The 16,139-nt window shown below is 48.4% G+C and carries 14 protein-coding genes; all 14 read right to left on the bottom strand.

Features of this window, described 5'->3' with window-relative positions; all coding sequences use genetic code 11:
* Window positions 1-52 precede the first annotated feature (52 nt).
* Window positions 53-505, bottom strand: a complete 453-nt coding sequence (gene tssE / locus HEM79_RS17150) for a type VI secretion system baseplate subunit TssE (protein WP_001000322.1) — start codon at window positions 503-505, stop codon at window positions 53-55.
* Window positions 498-1,034, bottom strand: a complete 537-nt coding sequence (gene tssJ / locus HEM79_RS17145; RefSeq protein ID WP_176242696.1) for a type VI secretion system lipoprotein TssJ — start codon at window positions 1,032-1,034, stop codon at window positions 498-500. The genes tssE and tssJ overlap by 8 nt, the downstream gene beginning before the upstream one ends.
* Entirely contained in the window at window positions 1,015-2,118 is a 1,104-nt protein-coding gene (tssG, locus tag HEM79_RS17140) for a type VI secretion system baseplate subunit TssG (protein ID WP_176242697.1), read from the bottom strand. Before tssG ends, tssJ begins: the two co-directional genes overlap by 20 nt.
* On the bottom strand, window positions 2,073-3,836 hold the full coding sequence (gene tssF, locus HEM79_RS17135; protein ID WP_176242699.1) for a type VI secretion system baseplate subunit TssF: 1,764 nt from the start codon (window positions 3,834-3,836) through the stop codon (window positions 2,073-2,075). The genes tssG and tssF overlap by 46 nt, the downstream gene beginning before the upstream one ends.
* Window positions 3,837-4,421: 585 nt before the next feature.
* Window positions 4,422-6,017 carry a type VI secretion system protein TssA gene (gene tssA / locus HEM79_RS17130; protein WP_021551366.1) on the bottom strand — a complete coding sequence of 532 codons (1,596 nt, stop codon included), beginning with the start codon at window positions 6,015-6,017 and terminating at the stop codon, window positions 4,422-4,424.
* A complete protein-coding gene (locus HEM79_RS17125) occupies window positions 6,017-9,430 on the bottom strand; it encodes an ImcF-related family protein (protein ID WP_176242700.1) in 3,414 nt (1,137 codons plus the stop codon). Before HEM79_RS17125 ends, tssA begins: the two co-directional genes overlap by 1 nt.
* Window positions 9,427-10,575, bottom strand: a complete 1,149-nt coding sequence (locus HEM79_RS17120; protein ID WP_176242701.1) for a hypothetical protein — start codon at window positions 10,573-10,575, stop codon at window positions 9,427-9,429. The genes HEM79_RS17125 and HEM79_RS17120 overlap by 4 nt, the downstream gene beginning before the upstream one ends.
* Before the next feature lie 3 nt (window positions 10,576-10,578).
* Complete coding sequence (locus HEM79_RS17115) at window positions 10,579-10,845, bottom strand: PAAR domain-containing protein (protein WP_024195154.1); 267 nt, start codon at window positions 10,843-10,845, stop codon at window positions 10,579-10,581.
* Window positions 10,838-11,182, bottom strand: coding sequence for a hypothetical protein (locus HEM79_RS17110; protein WP_001084300.1), 345 nt, complete (start codon window positions 11,180-11,182; stop codon window positions 10,838-10,840). The genes HEM79_RS17115 and HEM79_RS17110 overlap by 8 nt, the downstream gene beginning before the upstream one ends.
* Window positions 11,183-11,478: 296 nt before the next feature.
* Window positions 11,479-12,162, bottom strand: coding sequence for a hypothetical protein (locus tag HEM79_RS17105; protein WP_176242702.1), 684 nt, complete (start codon window positions 12,160-12,162; stop codon window positions 11,479-11,481).
* A gap of 50 nt (window positions 12,163-12,212) precedes the next feature.
* Entirely contained in the window at window positions 12,213-12,878 is a 666-nt protein-coding gene (locus tag HEM79_RS17100; RefSeq protein WP_176242703.1) for a hypothetical protein, read from the bottom strand.
* Window positions 12,875-14,779, bottom strand: a complete 1,905-nt coding sequence (locus HEM79_RS17095) for a LysM peptidoglycan-binding domain-containing protein (protein ID WP_176242705.1) — start codon at window positions 14,777-14,779, stop codon at window positions 12,875-12,877. The genes HEM79_RS17100 and HEM79_RS17095 overlap by 4 nt, the downstream gene beginning before the upstream one ends.
* 8 nt (window positions 14,780-14,787) lie before the next feature.
* Window positions 14,788-15,327, bottom strand: coding sequence for a hypothetical protein (locus HEM79_RS17090; RefSeq protein ID WP_176242707.1), 540 nt, complete (start codon window positions 15,325-15,327; stop codon window positions 14,788-14,790).
* A partial coding sequence (locus HEM79_RS17085) for a DUF2345 domain-containing protein (protein WP_183082707.1) occupies window positions 15,320-16,139 on the bottom strand: 820 nt, incomplete at its 5' end. The genes HEM79_RS17085 and HEM79_RS17090, both read right to left, overlap by 8 nt.

The following is a 16,139-nucleotide window of genomic DNA, read 5'->3' as shown; positions in this document are numbered from 1 at the left end:
GACTATCGTTTCTGCGGCATATTCAGAGCGTTGCCGAATTAAGGAAGAAACATTACATACGAGTTGTCGTGTCGAGATACTGTTGTTGCTTCAAATGCCTCAACAGAACCCGACCTTCGGGTACAAATTCGGTGCTATAACGTACCAGGCCAATACCTTTAAGTTCAGCATCAATGGCATAGCGCAGCTCACCGGGAACCTCTTGTTCCAGCAAAACAACGGTTATTTTTTGCAGGCGTGGCTCATATTTGAGCAGTACAGCAGATAATGCCCCCATAAGCTCATGCGCCATACCCGGCATCCCCTGAAGGATTTTGGTCATATCCGGCAGACCATAGTCAGGTAAATGCGCCAGCGTACCGGCACGACAGTTAAGAATGCGCTGCATATTGTCCAGCACTGAGAGGATCGTCTGGTTCTGCTCGCTAACCTGATGCAGATCCAGCCCTCCGGTAAAATTCCCAAACAGGATCTCATACAATGACGGATGGGGAGTGTCATTCATCTTTCAGCGCCTTCAGAGTCAGTTGGTTGCTTCCTGCTTCAATGATTCGGGCTTTATCCGGGTCAAGATCGTCACGGCTTAACACCACCCGCCAGCTGTTACTCACCTGATCCGGCGACATAAACATGCCCGCCACCGCCACATACTGCGCACTTTCCTCCATCGGCATATCAACCATCACTGCCCCACCCGGCTGCAGGCGGATATCTTTCTCCGCCACCAGGTCAGCCTTAACAGCCTGACTGTCAGACTTAAACAGCGAAGGATAATCCGTGCTATCGAAGGTTTTGCGATCCTTGAGCTGGTAAATGCGCACCACTATAGACAGCGCCACTTCACTGGCATTGAGGTTCAGCGCCTCGCGTGCCCGAATATCCAGATGCAGGGTTTTCACCTGTTTATAAAAAATCGCTTTTGTCACGGCGACAGTGCCGTCCGTAATGCTCTGGGTCAGGCCACACCCAGCCAGCATCAGTGTGATGCCCGTAGTCAGCGCAACCAGGGGAAATTTACCAGCGATAATCGCCATCTTCATCGGTCTCCCTGCGGTGAATATTTTCCTGTACCCGCTCATAGCGGCCAAGATTGATGGTTATTGTTTTGCTGTATGTAGCTGTGTCCGCCACACTCAGTGGACGCATTACGGCTGTACGCCCTAATTGCACTGCACCGACTGTAGGATTGCTGTTCATTGTGGCATCCGGTAGCAGGCTACGGTTGACACACAACTGCAGGCGAACATCAAGGCGTGAGCCAAGATAGACATGCAACAGAGCCATTAAATCTGTATGAAGCTCACTACCGGGTAACCAGCCCTGCACTTCAGCCGGGTCCATCGTGGTAAGGCGCATCAACACCCGGCTGTTAACGTCAGTGGCATAGTTGCCCATCACTGGGCGATTTATCAGAGTGGAGGGATTACTCACGCTCATGGTCAGCGTTTTTTTCAGTGGCACCCGGTGTTTGTCGTGATGCCAGATTTTCGCCTGTGTATTGGGTGCCAACAAACGCACCAGAGAGGCCATACCTTCCGCAGTACGCCCCGGCAGCAACATCACCGGCAACAGCGCCAGAAAGCGTGAGGCGGGAGCGGCGATACTGTCGGTGCAACCGTCAATCCCAAGCCCAGCCAACCCCAGCAGATACTGCGAGATTTTGTCCTTACCACCTTCTTCAAACGTGGCCGGGTACGAGTATTTACGCCAGATGCGGTAGTATTGGGCAATCAGCCGATGGTTGAAGATATCGAGGAAATCGCTGGTGGCTTCGTACCCTTCGCGGCGCTGGGTGATGTCATCGATATAGTGCGTCGGCAATGGAGATTCCACGCCGTAGAGCCCCATAAATGTAATGCGTACCGTTGGGGGTAAGTGCGGATACTCAGGTAATTCCACGCCTTTGATTTCAGAGGCCGGAAACCCCATCCCCGGATGCGGGCGAAAGCGCACCGGTTCATACCGTACCTGCCAGGTACTACCGGTGACCGGTTGATCCGGTTGGCTTTGCTCCAGCAACTGGCAGAAGCGGTAAAAATTCATATACGGCAGCCGGTCACTCCACTGTGCGATTAACCGGGCAGGCGCTGGCTGTGGTTCTCTTTCCACCGGATGCATTTTCCTTCTGGCTGGATAATGAGGGTAAGCTGGTTAAATTGGTTCATATCGGCATAGAGCGCAAAGAAACGGTTAAGCATCTCACCAAACAAATGAATATCGCCCTCGCCCGTAAACCCGTTGTTGTCGAGCGTCACTTCAATATCTAGCCCTCGTAACAGGAAGCCCTGTTCGAACCGCTGCAGACGATGATGAGCCACATGCTGAATCGCCTCCAGACGCCGGATATTCAGCTCATCGTCTTGCCAGTTGTACAGCGCAAGCGTTCCACGCAGCACTTCTGCGGTACTCATCATGTTGAGGAACCCGGCTCCCAGGTGGCTCAGTACTCGCCAGTGGAAACGGTCTTCAGCAGGCGGGTAAACCGGCAGCGTTGGCTTGCAAAGGTTGCGCACTGAAAGCTGCGTATCCACGACCTGCTCACAGCGGTCAAGCAGTGTACTCTGCAGCGCCCGGCGCGGCAGTTGACCGTTCGTGCCGGTGATTTGCAGCGACACAACTTCACGCTCGACAAGTCGATCATCTTCCCACTGATGCCCCCCAAGAATTAACCAGGTGTCATACAGTCCGGTCACGCTGCGCTTAACGCGCGTATGGTAATAGCGCGGAGGCGCATGGCGACGCATCATCCCCCCTTTGTGGCGGAAGCTGCTGAACGGAACATACTCTGCGTCATTGGTTCGGTTTGAACCGGTAACCGAATCCACAGCATAAATCTCGGTATGCCCGTCCTGCAGCCGTTTAGGACGCAGCAGATATTCACTTTCAAGTCCGGTGATGATGAGCGGATCAGCCTCCAGGGTGAACAGGTTAATCACCGGTACGCAGTGGAGGCGAATGGCATCATCGGTGACTGGCAGATCAGGCGGCCACGGTGTACTGAGCACCACTTCAATGTCGAAATACTCCGCCCCGGCAGGAGGTGTGATCCCCTCCAGGCCGTTGAGATGGACGAACATAAACTTGTCCCGGAAGGTAAAGTATTCCAGCAGCAACTGATAGCCGCTGAAAGCACTATCGCCTTTCGGCCACAGGCGGTCTTCTTCGGCAAACCCGCCCGGCGAGAAATACCCGTCAAGGCGGATACGATCAGTCTGACCGGGCAGGCGCATATACAACGCCGACTGGCGTTTCGTTAGCATCAGATGCAACTGGCTACTGACCGGAGCATCAGCCCCAAGATACAGGCTCAGGCAACTAAGATCAGCATTCGACCAGTCCGCCTGACTGCTGCAGGCAAAGCGTATCCGTAGCAGCGAGCGACCGTCAGGTTCGGTGGTCATAGTGATGCCCGAAACACTGAGGGGATTGAGCATCACATCCTGCGTGGTACGGTAACGACAAACGGTGTTCTTCGGTCCTATTGGTCGGGAATACACTTCAAGACCCGCAGGCACCACTTCCGCCATTTTCATGGCGTGTAGCGCCGGGGTGAGTGCCACGACTGAAAGTGAAGGAATAGTGCGCAGATAGTGTGGCCAGAGCATACTGACCAGCCCTTCGGTAAGCTCCGGCAGGTCGTCGTCAATTTTTTCACGCAGCCGCCCCATCGAAAAGGCAAAGCCTTCAAACAGGCGTTCGACATACGGGTCTGGTGTACCGGCTTTATCCATGTCCAACATCGCGGCCCGATCCGGATGGGTTTGGGCGAACTCTTTCGCCGCCTCACGAAGGTAGCGCATTTCCGCATCGAAATAGCGTAGTGTTAGATCTTTCATAAAAGAATTACTCAAAATATAGAAAAGAATGTTCTTTTCCCTAAAAGGGAAAGCTATCTCACTACGTCGAGGGGAGTGAGAGAAATGGGTTTTACCTTCTCATTTGAAATTTCAAATCCGGCAGATATTTTTCTGAAAACAATTCCACACCCATTACCTTGAAGCCAGATCAAAATATATATTTCCGCCGACTACCTGGCATATTTCTGGGATAAATAACGATATCTGACAATCGATAACCTTCAGTATTGAGAGCACAAAAACAGACAATTCCATCAGATGAACTAACTTAACCTCCTCTTCTGGCATGATTCCATCTCCAGAACCAGGACACCCCGTAAGGATGAATAAACAGATATCAATAAAAGATGTATAAACCAGAAATTTTTATGCGCCCTGTAAATTAAAGGGAAGACAACTGCCGCAATGATCTCATATTTTGTTATATGGGGTGATTGACATAAATATTGCACTGGCCAGTGAAATTCTCACCCAAAATTAACATCCGTAATGTGTCTTATTTTTTATGAGCCATTCCTGTTCATCCTCCTGATAAATAAATTTTTATCCAGTTAATAACATTCTCTAACCACACAACACTGCGGCCCGCGCCGGATCGAGTTGAATCAGCCCGCCGAGCAATTTTTCCATGGCTGGCCCGAGCCGAACCTTGTCCGCCTCACTGCGACCGGCTTTCAGCCGCAGGAGTTTCAGATGGCGCGCCTGAACTTCAAACAACAGTTCAGGCTCCCAGTCGCTAAGAACCACTTCTCTGGCACGCTCACCCAGCTCAGCAAACAGGTGCACCGCCAGATCATTTTTACCGTACTGTTCAGCAATGCGCCCCATCAGCAGGCGCAACAGCCACTTCTGGCGAACTGTCGTTATGCCGGGCTGGGTCTGTAGCCATCCCAATGCAGCATCCGGGCCTTCATTATCAGCCAGTGCCACGGCTTCAGGCTCCAGCGCCAGAATGTCATCATTACTGGCTATTAGCGGGGCTGATGATGTGTCATTGCTCCATCCGCTCGTCGTATCCAGCACACTCTGTTGGAGCCAGTTCAGCGTTACTTCATCGGCAAACGGCGTTCCGTCACTGAACGCCAACGTCTCCAGCCCGGATAACCGCTTCAGCAGCCCTTTCAGGTCAGCGGCGATGATGGCGGCCAGAGTGTCTTTACCGGACTTCGTCAGTGCCTGATGGATATACCACTGCAGATCCAGCCACAAATGATTGGCACCTCGTGAAAAAGTGCTGTCTGCCGTTTCCAGCATTTCCGCCCAGTTTTGTTGCAGGTAAAGGCGCTTGAGCAGTGCTCGCTGGTCAGCTCTGGGAGGCTCGATACGTGTGCGTCCTTGCGCATCCGGAGCCGGAATAGCCCGCAGGGTGTCGTGACGCAGACTTTTCATCAGATGGTGCGCTGACAACCAACCGTCAGGCTGTTCTCGCAGGTATTCACTGAGTGTGCGTGCCTGCGCCAGCAAATCCTGGCCGGAAGTGATCCGCCCGATAGCCGGAGCATCGCTGTGGCTCGCCGTGGACGGTATCTCAGTGGCGCTGGCGTTCTGTGGTACAACCGCATCCACACCACCCGCTTTCTGCAGGCGGTTTTCCAGTGCGCCGTACAGCGCATTCAGTTCAGGACGGGTTTCATCCGATTCGTTTTCGGTTAGCTGAGCTATCAGAAGCAGCGCGCCGGTGGTACGCAACGCATCTTCCCTGACCACTTCTGGATACAGTGAAAGGGAATCAGTCATACGTGAACCAGCCAGCCACTCCAGTGCAGCCTTACGGCTGCGGTCACGCTGCGGATGCAGTTGCGTACCGAAGCGGTCTATCAGACCGGCCAGCAGCTCAAGACCTTCTGCCAGCCCCTGCTCGCCTTCACGATGCAGCCTGGCCCAGCAGTAATACGTCGCCACACGGATATCTTTGGCGGTGGTGGTGAGCAACTTCTCCGCCAGTCGGCAAATGAGTTCGGTATCAGCCCCGGAGAGTTTATTGACCTCCTCGCGCATTTGCTGGAAGTCATCGTCATACCCCGGGTCTTCCCCTACAGATGATGTCCCTGATAACGGCAGCAACCAGTTGTTCCACTGCGCCACGCGCTCACCGGTAGCGCCAAGCAGTATCGCCTGCTCTGTCTGGCAAGCTCTAAGTAAAGTATCCAGCGTACTCATCAATAAACCGCCTCTGCATTACTGGTCGCGCTGGCAAGCTGGTTTGACGCTGCCACTCTGACCGTGTTGAAGATGGTTCCCGGCAGACGGAAGTTACGCAGTTTCAACAGTGCCAGCGGCCCCTCTCCCACCTCGGAACGCAAGGTATAATTGAGCAGGCGTCCATCCTGAGCTTTCCAGCTCAGTGTATAGCTACTGCCGACGCCTGGATAAGCACTGATCTCAGCCTTATCAAGCAAGCGTATCCAGCCCCACGTTCCGGGAATATCCTCATACTGACGGGTGCCAGCATGGGTACTTATCCAGCTCAGGCTCACGCCAGGCGCTTCTGTGTCCGCAGGCCAGGTGAAGCTCCTCCACGCCGGCATCTGGTTCACATAGGTCAGTTTTTGGCTGTCGATAATCATGTCGGTTTGCATCACGCCATCAGAAGTGCCTGGGCGCAGTTCGAACTTCATCCCGGCATTACCTTCGGTAAAGGCGACATCCGAGATATAGCTCAATGTGTTGATAGCGTTGAGAAACGCCGGGTTAAAGGTCAGCCCTTGCGAATTGATACTGTCCGGCACCCAGTTATTCCCATTCTTGTGCAGTACGCCTTTCAGGCGTGTCTGCAAAAACTGCGAAATACGACCGGAATCGACATTGAGGTATTTGGCAAGCAGCGGCAAAGATACATCGCTGCTGGCGTTGTTGAACGGATAACGCCCGCCAAAGGCGGAGTTCCACTCGGCAACCACCGCTTGCTGCCACTGGGCATTAAGACTGTCCGCCGCAGGGGTCAGAACCAACTGCCAGGCCTGCTCCATCGGATTTACAAACACCGCGCGCCCAAAGCCACTCCACTCCTGACCAAGCCCGGCGGCAATCAGGCTACCGTAGTCACGAGTATCGGTTAGATCTACAGCTTTGCCCTGGAATACCGTCTGAGCAATCGTTTGGGTCATCGCCTGCGGATCGGCGGCATTGGTCACCTGTTGCAGGCGCAGGCGCACCTGAGTCACACGAGTCAGGTACGACTGCAGACTCTGCTCCTGTGCCCCCGTGCGGTTCTTGTCCATCAACTCCAGCACCGGGCCGAATGTTGCATCCAGCGGTCCATGTACACCTACGCTCTGGTCAATAGCATCCTTGTTGGCATCGCCCAGCAGATTTTTGGCTGATTTCACCAATGAATCTGAAATTGCTTCACCAGTCTGCCCGGTGCGCCCCTGCACGTTCAGGGTGTTCATCAACGCCACCAGAGGTGACTGACGCACGTCAGCCATCAGGGTCAACTGGTCAATGGAGTCCGACAGCGTAGCGGCCTGGTTCCAGCTCAGGCTATTAAGGAACTCCAGCCAGGCTCCGCCAAAGTCTGCGAAATAGCGATCCGTCAGGCGATTTTTCAGCGCCTCAGGGGAGGTTTCGTCCGATTTATTCGCCTGACGCTTGCTGTCCGTAAGTACCCAATCGAGCTCGTCCCGCCGCGACTTCACTACTTTCTCGATGGCAGGCTGTACCGCCTGCTCCCATGCCTGACGGGTGAACATCCCCGGCACAATTTCGGTAGTACTGAACAGGCGGGCAGCATCGGTATCACCGGTCATATCCTCCAGGCGCATATCGACATACAAGTGCGCCACCTGCGAAAGCATCTTCTGATAGAGGCTCGACTCACTGTTACGCACCCCCATCAACCGAACCAACAGCGAGCGAGCCTGGCTGACCATGCTTTCATCAGCATGGATCTTCCACTCAGGATGCGTGACCAACTGCGCAGCATAGAACGACAACAATGATGGAGCCATTCCTTGCCAGACACCGTCTTTCACACCGTGACGTTTCGGCCAGTTGTTCAGCAAAGCAGATCTGAACCAGGCGGCGTCCATATGCTCAGGACGCGCCAGCATCAGGTAGAGCTTGAGCTGTTCCCAGGTGCTTTTTGCCCTTTGCTCCCGCAGCGGGCTACCTGGCGGCAGCGCATTAAAGGCGCTGACCTGCTTTTGTAGATGATCTGCAGCCGCATCCCGCAGCAGCGGCAGTGCACTTTCCTGATAACGAGGCCAGAGTGTCGTCAGCAACGCATTGTTCTGACTTAATCCCGCCTTTTCATACCAGGGCACACCATGCTCAGAGCGATATTGCAGACGAGCCAACGTTTTTTGCAGCTCAAACAGTGCGTACAAGCGTTGCTCCAGTGGCTGGTTTTGTCGGGAAGCCATCGCTGCCTGGGTATTTGCAGTATTAATCTGACCACGATTAGTCCTCCAGGAGACACCCATCCAGCCGCCCCACCCCACCATCACCAGGGCAATAACAGACGCTATAACCTTCTGCCATGGAATGCCCGGCCTGACGGGACGCAGTGCGGCAGGAAGCATCCGAACAGATTCAGGCAGAGCATCCCAGCATTTGTCCATTCCCCATTGATGCGGCACGGCACGTTCACCGCTGGCAGAGGGTTGACTGAACACCAGCCCAGCCAGAGGCAGCGGACGGTATGGATTAAGCATCGCCGACAGCGGTGCGGTCACGCTCTCCGGTTTACGGATAAGCTGGTCGGCAAGCTTCAGCAAAAAGTTATGTTTCACCTCACCGCAGGTCTGTTGTAGCCCCTGTAAAGTCAGTTCCGGCGTCAGGATAGCCAATTGTTTAGCTAACCCTTCGGTACAACACCCGGCGGGCAGTTGGCAGCCAGCAGCCTGCACAACACGTCCTTCAGGCTTACCCGCTCGCGGATGCAATGACCAGATATACAGGGGAATCTTCCAGCCCAGCGCCTCCATGCGGCTGCTTATGGCATGAGAAAGAGAGTCCATTGCGCTTTCAGAAGGCACGGGCAACGGCTGTTCCAGACCAGGGACAGACAGCTGGTCGAAAGCCGAGGTGACCCACACCAGACCATCCACCGGGCGGCGGCGCAGTTTGCGTAGAGCAGTCAACCAGATATTGTCGGCTGGCGTATTGAGATCACCGCCCCACAAAAGCAGAGTGCCACGATCTTCTTGCCAGAATTGAGCGGTCAGTTTAGGGGTCAGCAGCTCAACATCTGAGGGTGTACCGGTTATCAACAGGATGCGGGTTTTACGTCCCCAGCGACGACCGTAGAGATTACGCATGGCGAGACGGATGGTGTCGACGGTGACGTTGTGGGGTGCTGTTTGAACAAGTCGAGACTCGCCTTTTGGCAACTTATTGCTACACATTGCCCGGATGCGAGCCCAGCTCTGGTGAACAAGCAGCCCAGCAGTTTTACCATGGAGGACAAACATCAGGATAATTATCGCGCCAGCTAAGGCCAGACATTTCATTCCTGTGTTATGCAACCCCACATCATCCCCAAAATGCCAGATGAGCCAGGCGATTCCAGCCCCCCAGAACACGGTTGCGCCCAATTTCCCCCAGTTCCCACGCCAAAATGAACTATTCATTTCATCTGGTTCCCTGTTGTCACTGTATTAATAAAACTTTGCTCTCCCTCAGAGGAAAGCATCAGGCTATCAACATGCTGCATATTTACGATATCGCTGACCACAGCAGCCATAACCCACGACGAAAATGGTCCGCAGATTCCGGCATACTTTTCCAGCCAGTGTGTCTGCTCGACTTTCCAGATATCGCCATATGCTTTTGCGCAGTCCAGTAAAGTGGCAAACAAAGCCCCCCATACAGCCTTATCACCCACGATACTTTTGGTAGCACAGGCCTGAGTCTGCGTAGAAAAAAAGATATCCAGCTCATCTTTTGCTTTCACAATGTCCAGCGACATGGGTCGCAGAAGGCAAGCACCATGATGAAGCTGGTATTTGGTCGCAACATCGTCGGAGGTCAGCAGCAACGAGGCCAGAACATCGCTGTACTTATCCTGTCCCTCAGCCTGCTGAACCAGAATCAGGTCAATATCAGCCGTCGGAGACTGCAGGCGCTCAACCAGCCAAAGAAAAGACTTTGAATGCAGGATGTGCAGTACAGAAGTGGGGCGAGGGGGAACAATATATTGCTGCCATGCTCTCGCAAACGCAGCCCTCAGGGCATCCTCGTCTTCAGATGAATCTGTCAGGAGCGTCACGCTAAATGGCAAATCAATCGGAACCCGCACCAGCGCATGGTTTACGCCTGTGAGAAAGACAGAAAATAGATCGCTCCCCTCAGGCAGAGACAGACGGCGCGCCTGAAAGGTGTGCTGCTCCAGCTCAGCAGGAGCTTGCATGAAAAGGCGTGACGTGAGTGCATCAGGAAATATAACGGTGCTGTGTAACACTGCAATATTTCTCCCGGCCCATGCAGTCCACTGTTGTTGGGCATATTCGGCTTCATCCCTTTCAAACTGGTGCTTTTCACACAGGCTATTGTATCGCCATCCCCGCAGACAGATGAACATAACCCAGACCACCAGAGGGCAGGCAGCCACACACCAAAGATTAAAATGCTGCAGAGGGCCAGCCAGCCCATTCACGTGCAAAACAAAAAGCAGCACACCTGTGATGAGAGCCACAATACCAATAACCAGCCATAAGAGCAGTGGAGGTTCTTCCGGCATGGGTGATGCCGTTGATTTCTGACGTTCCCAGCTCATTACTTATCCTGTTACACAATCCGGGGCACTGGAGAGAACCTGACAGCCACATACACAATGGCAGCCATCGACAACAATGGCTTTGCCATCGGAAGACCATTCAGGCGATCCTTCAATAATGGCGTTAATACCATGCCCTATTATCGGACAACTGATTTTGTCCCCAATAAGTGCAACATTTTTGCCGTTAACAATCATGGTTGAAGAAGCTGAGATCACTGCACCACCATGCGTGGTTTTATCGCCAAGTAACACAACACCTTTAGACATGATCAGCTCGCCTTAATCTGAGTATCTTGAGTGCATTTTTATTTCCGATAAAGAATAACAGCAGAGAAATTGCACCAATCAGAGTGCCCACGTGCCATGCAGGCAGTAAACATACATCGAAAGCAATTTGCACCTTGATGTTATTTTTAATTACACCATATAACCCAACCACGGAAATAAAAACGATAACAACCGGTAGTGCGGCGACCAATGCCGCAAAACCAGCCATCCCAGGAAAGAAAGAAGAAGCTATTCCGCTGAGAGCAAAGCAAAGTAAACCAAGTAGTATTCCCAACACAGATGTCAGGCCATTAATAATACGAGCAATAGAATTCATGGCATCTCCTTAAAAATCCAATTAAATACATAATAAAAACAGTCGCAAGCTTATTGCGCAACGATCTGGTCATTTATCAAGAGGGTAATATATATGATAGATGCCTTCTATTTTTCCATATTCCACTCAAACACCAGATTATCAACAATAGCTCCGGCTATAGCTTTGCTATGATTTTCTTCACCATATCTTCATGTAATACAACACAAAAATGAACAAACGTGGGAGGATTTTCACCTACAAGAAATAAGCATTATACGATAAGCAATATAATTATCACCCACGTTACACGTGAATTAATTAAGCCGACGAAACTGAATCCATCCATTTTTAATTTCAGGGACAACATCATCATCGAGAAATTTAGCACATATACCAAGCTCGTCATGTGCAAAAACTGTAGCTGTATAAGCAACCTCGATCCCCTCCTGCCCTTGTGGATCTGGCTCATCATAAGAAGGGATACCATTCTCCCGATAACCATTAGCCTTTAAATATTGATTACAATCAACTTCAAAAATGTCGTCATTAATCACTTTAAAAGGAACTATTTCATCACGTTCCAATCTCACTATTTTTCCTGAGAACTTATCCCCAACAACAACACGATCTTTTGTATCTTCCGTTACCATCCTGATAGTATTTTTTCCGATAGAGATGTTATTTGAATTAATTTTAACATCAGCCCACCCAATTGTATTAAAGTCAGAAACAGCATTCGCATGATAATAATAAACCACAGATTTACTACCTTTAACTTGCATATAAATCTCATCATCGGCAGTATACTTAGGAGTTGGAGTCAAAATATACTCACCATTTTCTTTTTTGGGGTTATCAGCCAATACCCCGTATTCTTTTAACACTCCTCTATCTTTATAAACCCAGTAACCATAATACAGACCATCTTTTATCTTGATGGTATTACTGAATGCAGCAACAGGAATAAACAGTGCCAAAAAGCACATTAGCCTCAACATAAAACAACCTCCAGATAAAATGACAGATGTATAATCACATGAAATACAAATCAACCAATTCGTTTAAAAAGCATCCACCCATTTAAAAGTTCAATCTTGTTGTGCTTATTTACTATGTAATTACACAACCCGTTATAATTTAATAAAACACTACCGCTATAGATACGCGCGGGATCATTTCTTTCATCTCCACTGCCATAACCTTTGTTTAATTTGAAATATTCATTACAATCGACCTTGAAGGCATCATTTTTTAGCATTTCTACAGGAACAATCTCAATAGTATTTTTAAATTTAGCTCCAGAAAATTTAACACCTACTTTATATTTTATGGTTAAAGCACTATCACCAAAAGTAGTATCGTAAAAATCTTTTATGGTTGGATTATTAATTATTAACATTTTTTTATTTGCATGGATATTTGCCCATCCAATAGTTGGCCCGCCTTCAGTTTCGTCGTGTTCATAAAAAACAATACTGGAATCATTACCTATTACTATATAAACTGCATCATTAGACTGAAAATTAGTTATATTTTTTAAGTAAAAAGCCCCATCAATTTTATGAACATCCCCTACAGCACCTGGTACAATTTTATAATTGTCATTGGGACCATATGCCCATTCAAGATGGTATACACCGGGAACTAAAGAAAGATCATTTGCACTCGAACAAAAAGGCACAATAAACAGAAAAATCACTAAAAATGCTTTCATTGTATAATCTCCACATGGAATGCTGGTTCACCATGATATTTGAATGGACTTATGTATTTCATTTTATTTGGGTTATCTTTAACATATTTTTCAAGTGCTTTATCAAAAGCACGCTGTAAGCTTTTTAGTAGTAATTTTTTACTTATATCAAATACATTTCGCCGTGCGTAATACTCAAGAGACACACAGTGATTTGAAACAAAAAAACCATCATTTTGTAACGATTTAACCTTTGCCACCATAGTATTTATAACTACATCGTATTTATCGCTATCTATACCTCCGGCATCAATACCCGCTTGTACAACCTGTCGCCCGGGAGCCTTATAGTAGTTGAGTTGAGATTGTATGCCCTTACCGCGCATATTGTTGTACATAGCATCCACTTGCTTTTCGGGAGTTCGCAGCGTGCTTGTAATATACACCAGATGTACACCAGAGGACTTCATCATTCCTTTCATAATATCAATAGAATACTTAGAAACTATTTTTTTCAGACTTTCCGAAATGTCTTTATTAAATTTAACCACTGGTTCAAAATCATTAATAACAGATATTTCTTTTGCTCCCCCTCCGGAAGAAGTCTGATGCTTCTCTGGAGCATGTTTAATCCTACTGACAACAGACTTGTCCGTTGACGTTGTTTTAATATGAATTATATTACTTTTCTTTTCAGCGTCTGCTGACTTGCTTCCCTTTGGTAATACTATATGGCTTCTCGAATATTCAATTGCCGCTTTAACATTGGCATTCTCTATCCCAACACTTCTCATAATCTCTTTTTTGGTCTGCTCTGTAATATATCTGCTAATATAACCATGATTATGGTCACCATCTGGAATTTTTAGTTTCACTCCGACTCTTAACATGTTCACGTTATGAATTTTATTAATCCTTGCCAGTTTCTCCACTGACACGCCACAATACTTTGCTATTGCAGATAAGGTGTCACCTTTTTTAACGATATACGTTTGAACTTCAGGCGTTTCATTTGTATTTTTAACGCCAGCCACTTTAGCTAATTGTTTATAATTATCTGAAAGGATAGTGAACACAATTTCTGAACCTGCTATAGCATTCACGGACTCAGTCATTCCATCCGCATCAGTTACCCCTTTTATAAAAACAAGAGACTTCTCATCGTCTGACACTAAGTTTGGGCATATTGAACAGGGAAATGGAGAAATTGCAGCAATATAATGTTTATTTTTAAAAGGTGTATTACCCACAGTTGACAACTTAAATTTAGTATTGACCTCACTATCTTTAAGCAATCCTTCAACAACTGATAAATGGTCCATTATATAAATAGCCCATTTCTGCCCATCTTTACTTTTCTTTCCGATACCCGCATTATATTGATCTAATTTATGAGCACCATCATGATGTAGCAAATAAAGCCATTCCCAGTATTCACTTTGATCTGATGTGTAGTACTTCATCACCTTAGACTTGTTAAATAAAAAAGAATAAATTAGTGCATAACACCCCTTCTCAGCATCAAAGACATCTGTATCTTTAATAACGAGCTGAAAACCGAGAATGTCTTCAGAGTGGAGTGATACTTGTTGAAAAAAACCATCCGTTCCTTGTGCCAGACCAGCAGCACTTGTGGTCCCTGCTGCCGCATCCGGGTTAAATCCACATTCAACTTTAGCCGTTAATAATATATATGATATCTCTTTATAATTTAATCTATAGCGAACAGCTATAGTAATTATCATATCTATAATTGCATCCTGGACTTCTTTATCCGCATCACCTGTTATACGACTATTCCCCCTTAGTTTTCGCGATGTTTCAATATATGGGTAGCGTAATATTAAAGAATTCTCTTTAATCTGACTATCCAAATATGCTTTTCCTTTGCTGGTGTTTAAATACGCATATAAATCAGACATATCATACCTCAGGGACTGCTAATAAAGTCGATAAATGTATAGTCATTTCGCCTTGTAAGTTCTCGTTCTCTGAGCTCAGAAAGTTTTCGGCCTGTAATAAACTGCCCTGAAAGATCAAAAAATGGCGCGTCAATAGTGGACACCAATGAGCCATTCACAGTCTCTTCTTCGGTCAAACCAAGCTGATATCCGATAACGATGCTTTCATTGTCATAGCAGCTCATTGTAAATGGAGCCCAATCACCAGGCTCAACTACATTGTTAAAAGTATAGCCCTGTTTCTCCAGGAGCTTTTTCTGGTCATCTGGAATGTATGGCAAATGAAACACTTTATTATCCCTACCATTTTTTATTTCCAGTTGATAATTTTTGCATCTGTTGTCCTCTGTAAAGATAGGTTCTGCCTGACACTGAGCACTGACCGTTATCAGAGCAGGGCCACACTGCATTTGAGCTGTTTTGTTACTCCATTCATCACCAGCAAAACAACTAAACGGGATCAACCAAATCAATAATAAGAATCTGAACTTATAATTAACGTTACTCATTTTTATTTCCCTCACAATCAATGCACTGACAACCAACGTCATGGAATGACATATCTGAAAATGTTGAACAATGAATTCTGTCTACAATATTCTCACTATCGTACCAATAATCACTTTGGATCATTTCAAATTCAAAGGACTCATTCGGATTTGATGAATAAACCGGGACTGTTTCACCATTCTCGTCTGTTCTACCAAATAATTTTTGGCCATTACTCAATGTGAGCAAATACGCTGCAGCTGCTACAGGTGCCCCAGAATCAGAAGAGGCTTTAAACTTCCCGCTATATCCAGATGGAAACTGAGGCATAACACTACTCATGCTTACACTCCCCATTTTCTGAGCATTAACACATTTCCACAGAATATTGCCTTCACAGCCCAGAATAATATTTTTACCCTGCAACTGAATGAACGACCCGTCCAGATTTTTCAGCACGACATCTTTCGCGGCGGTGATTTCAACCCCTCCCTCTGTACTGGTCACGGTCACATCTTTTTTCGCTGCCGCATCCAGCGCATCATCCTGCGCCTGGATTTCAACCTTTCCCTTCGCGGCGAACAGTTTCATCCCCGTCTTGCAGGCCAGCATACTGATGGCTTCACCCGCTGCCACCATAAAACGTTTCAGTGCACTGATATCCGTATTCTGTCGGGACATTATCCCCACGCTGGCACTGCCCGAGGAAACGCGCACACCTTCCGGACTGCTGATGCTGATGCCTTGCGGTGCATTCAGTACCATCCCCGGCTGTGTCAGGTCCGTCAGGGCATCCGTCAGCATTTTCTGACTCCGGATATCCGCCGGATAC

Origin of the sequence: Escherichia sp. 93.0816 (genome assembly GCF_013368855.2) — a bacterium.
GTDB lineage: Bacteria > Pseudomonadota > Gammaproteobacteria > Enterobacterales > Enterobacteriaceae > Escherichia > Escherichia ruysiae.
Note: the sequence above shows the minus strand (reverse complement) of the source record. Positions and strands in the feature narration are given on the sequence as shown.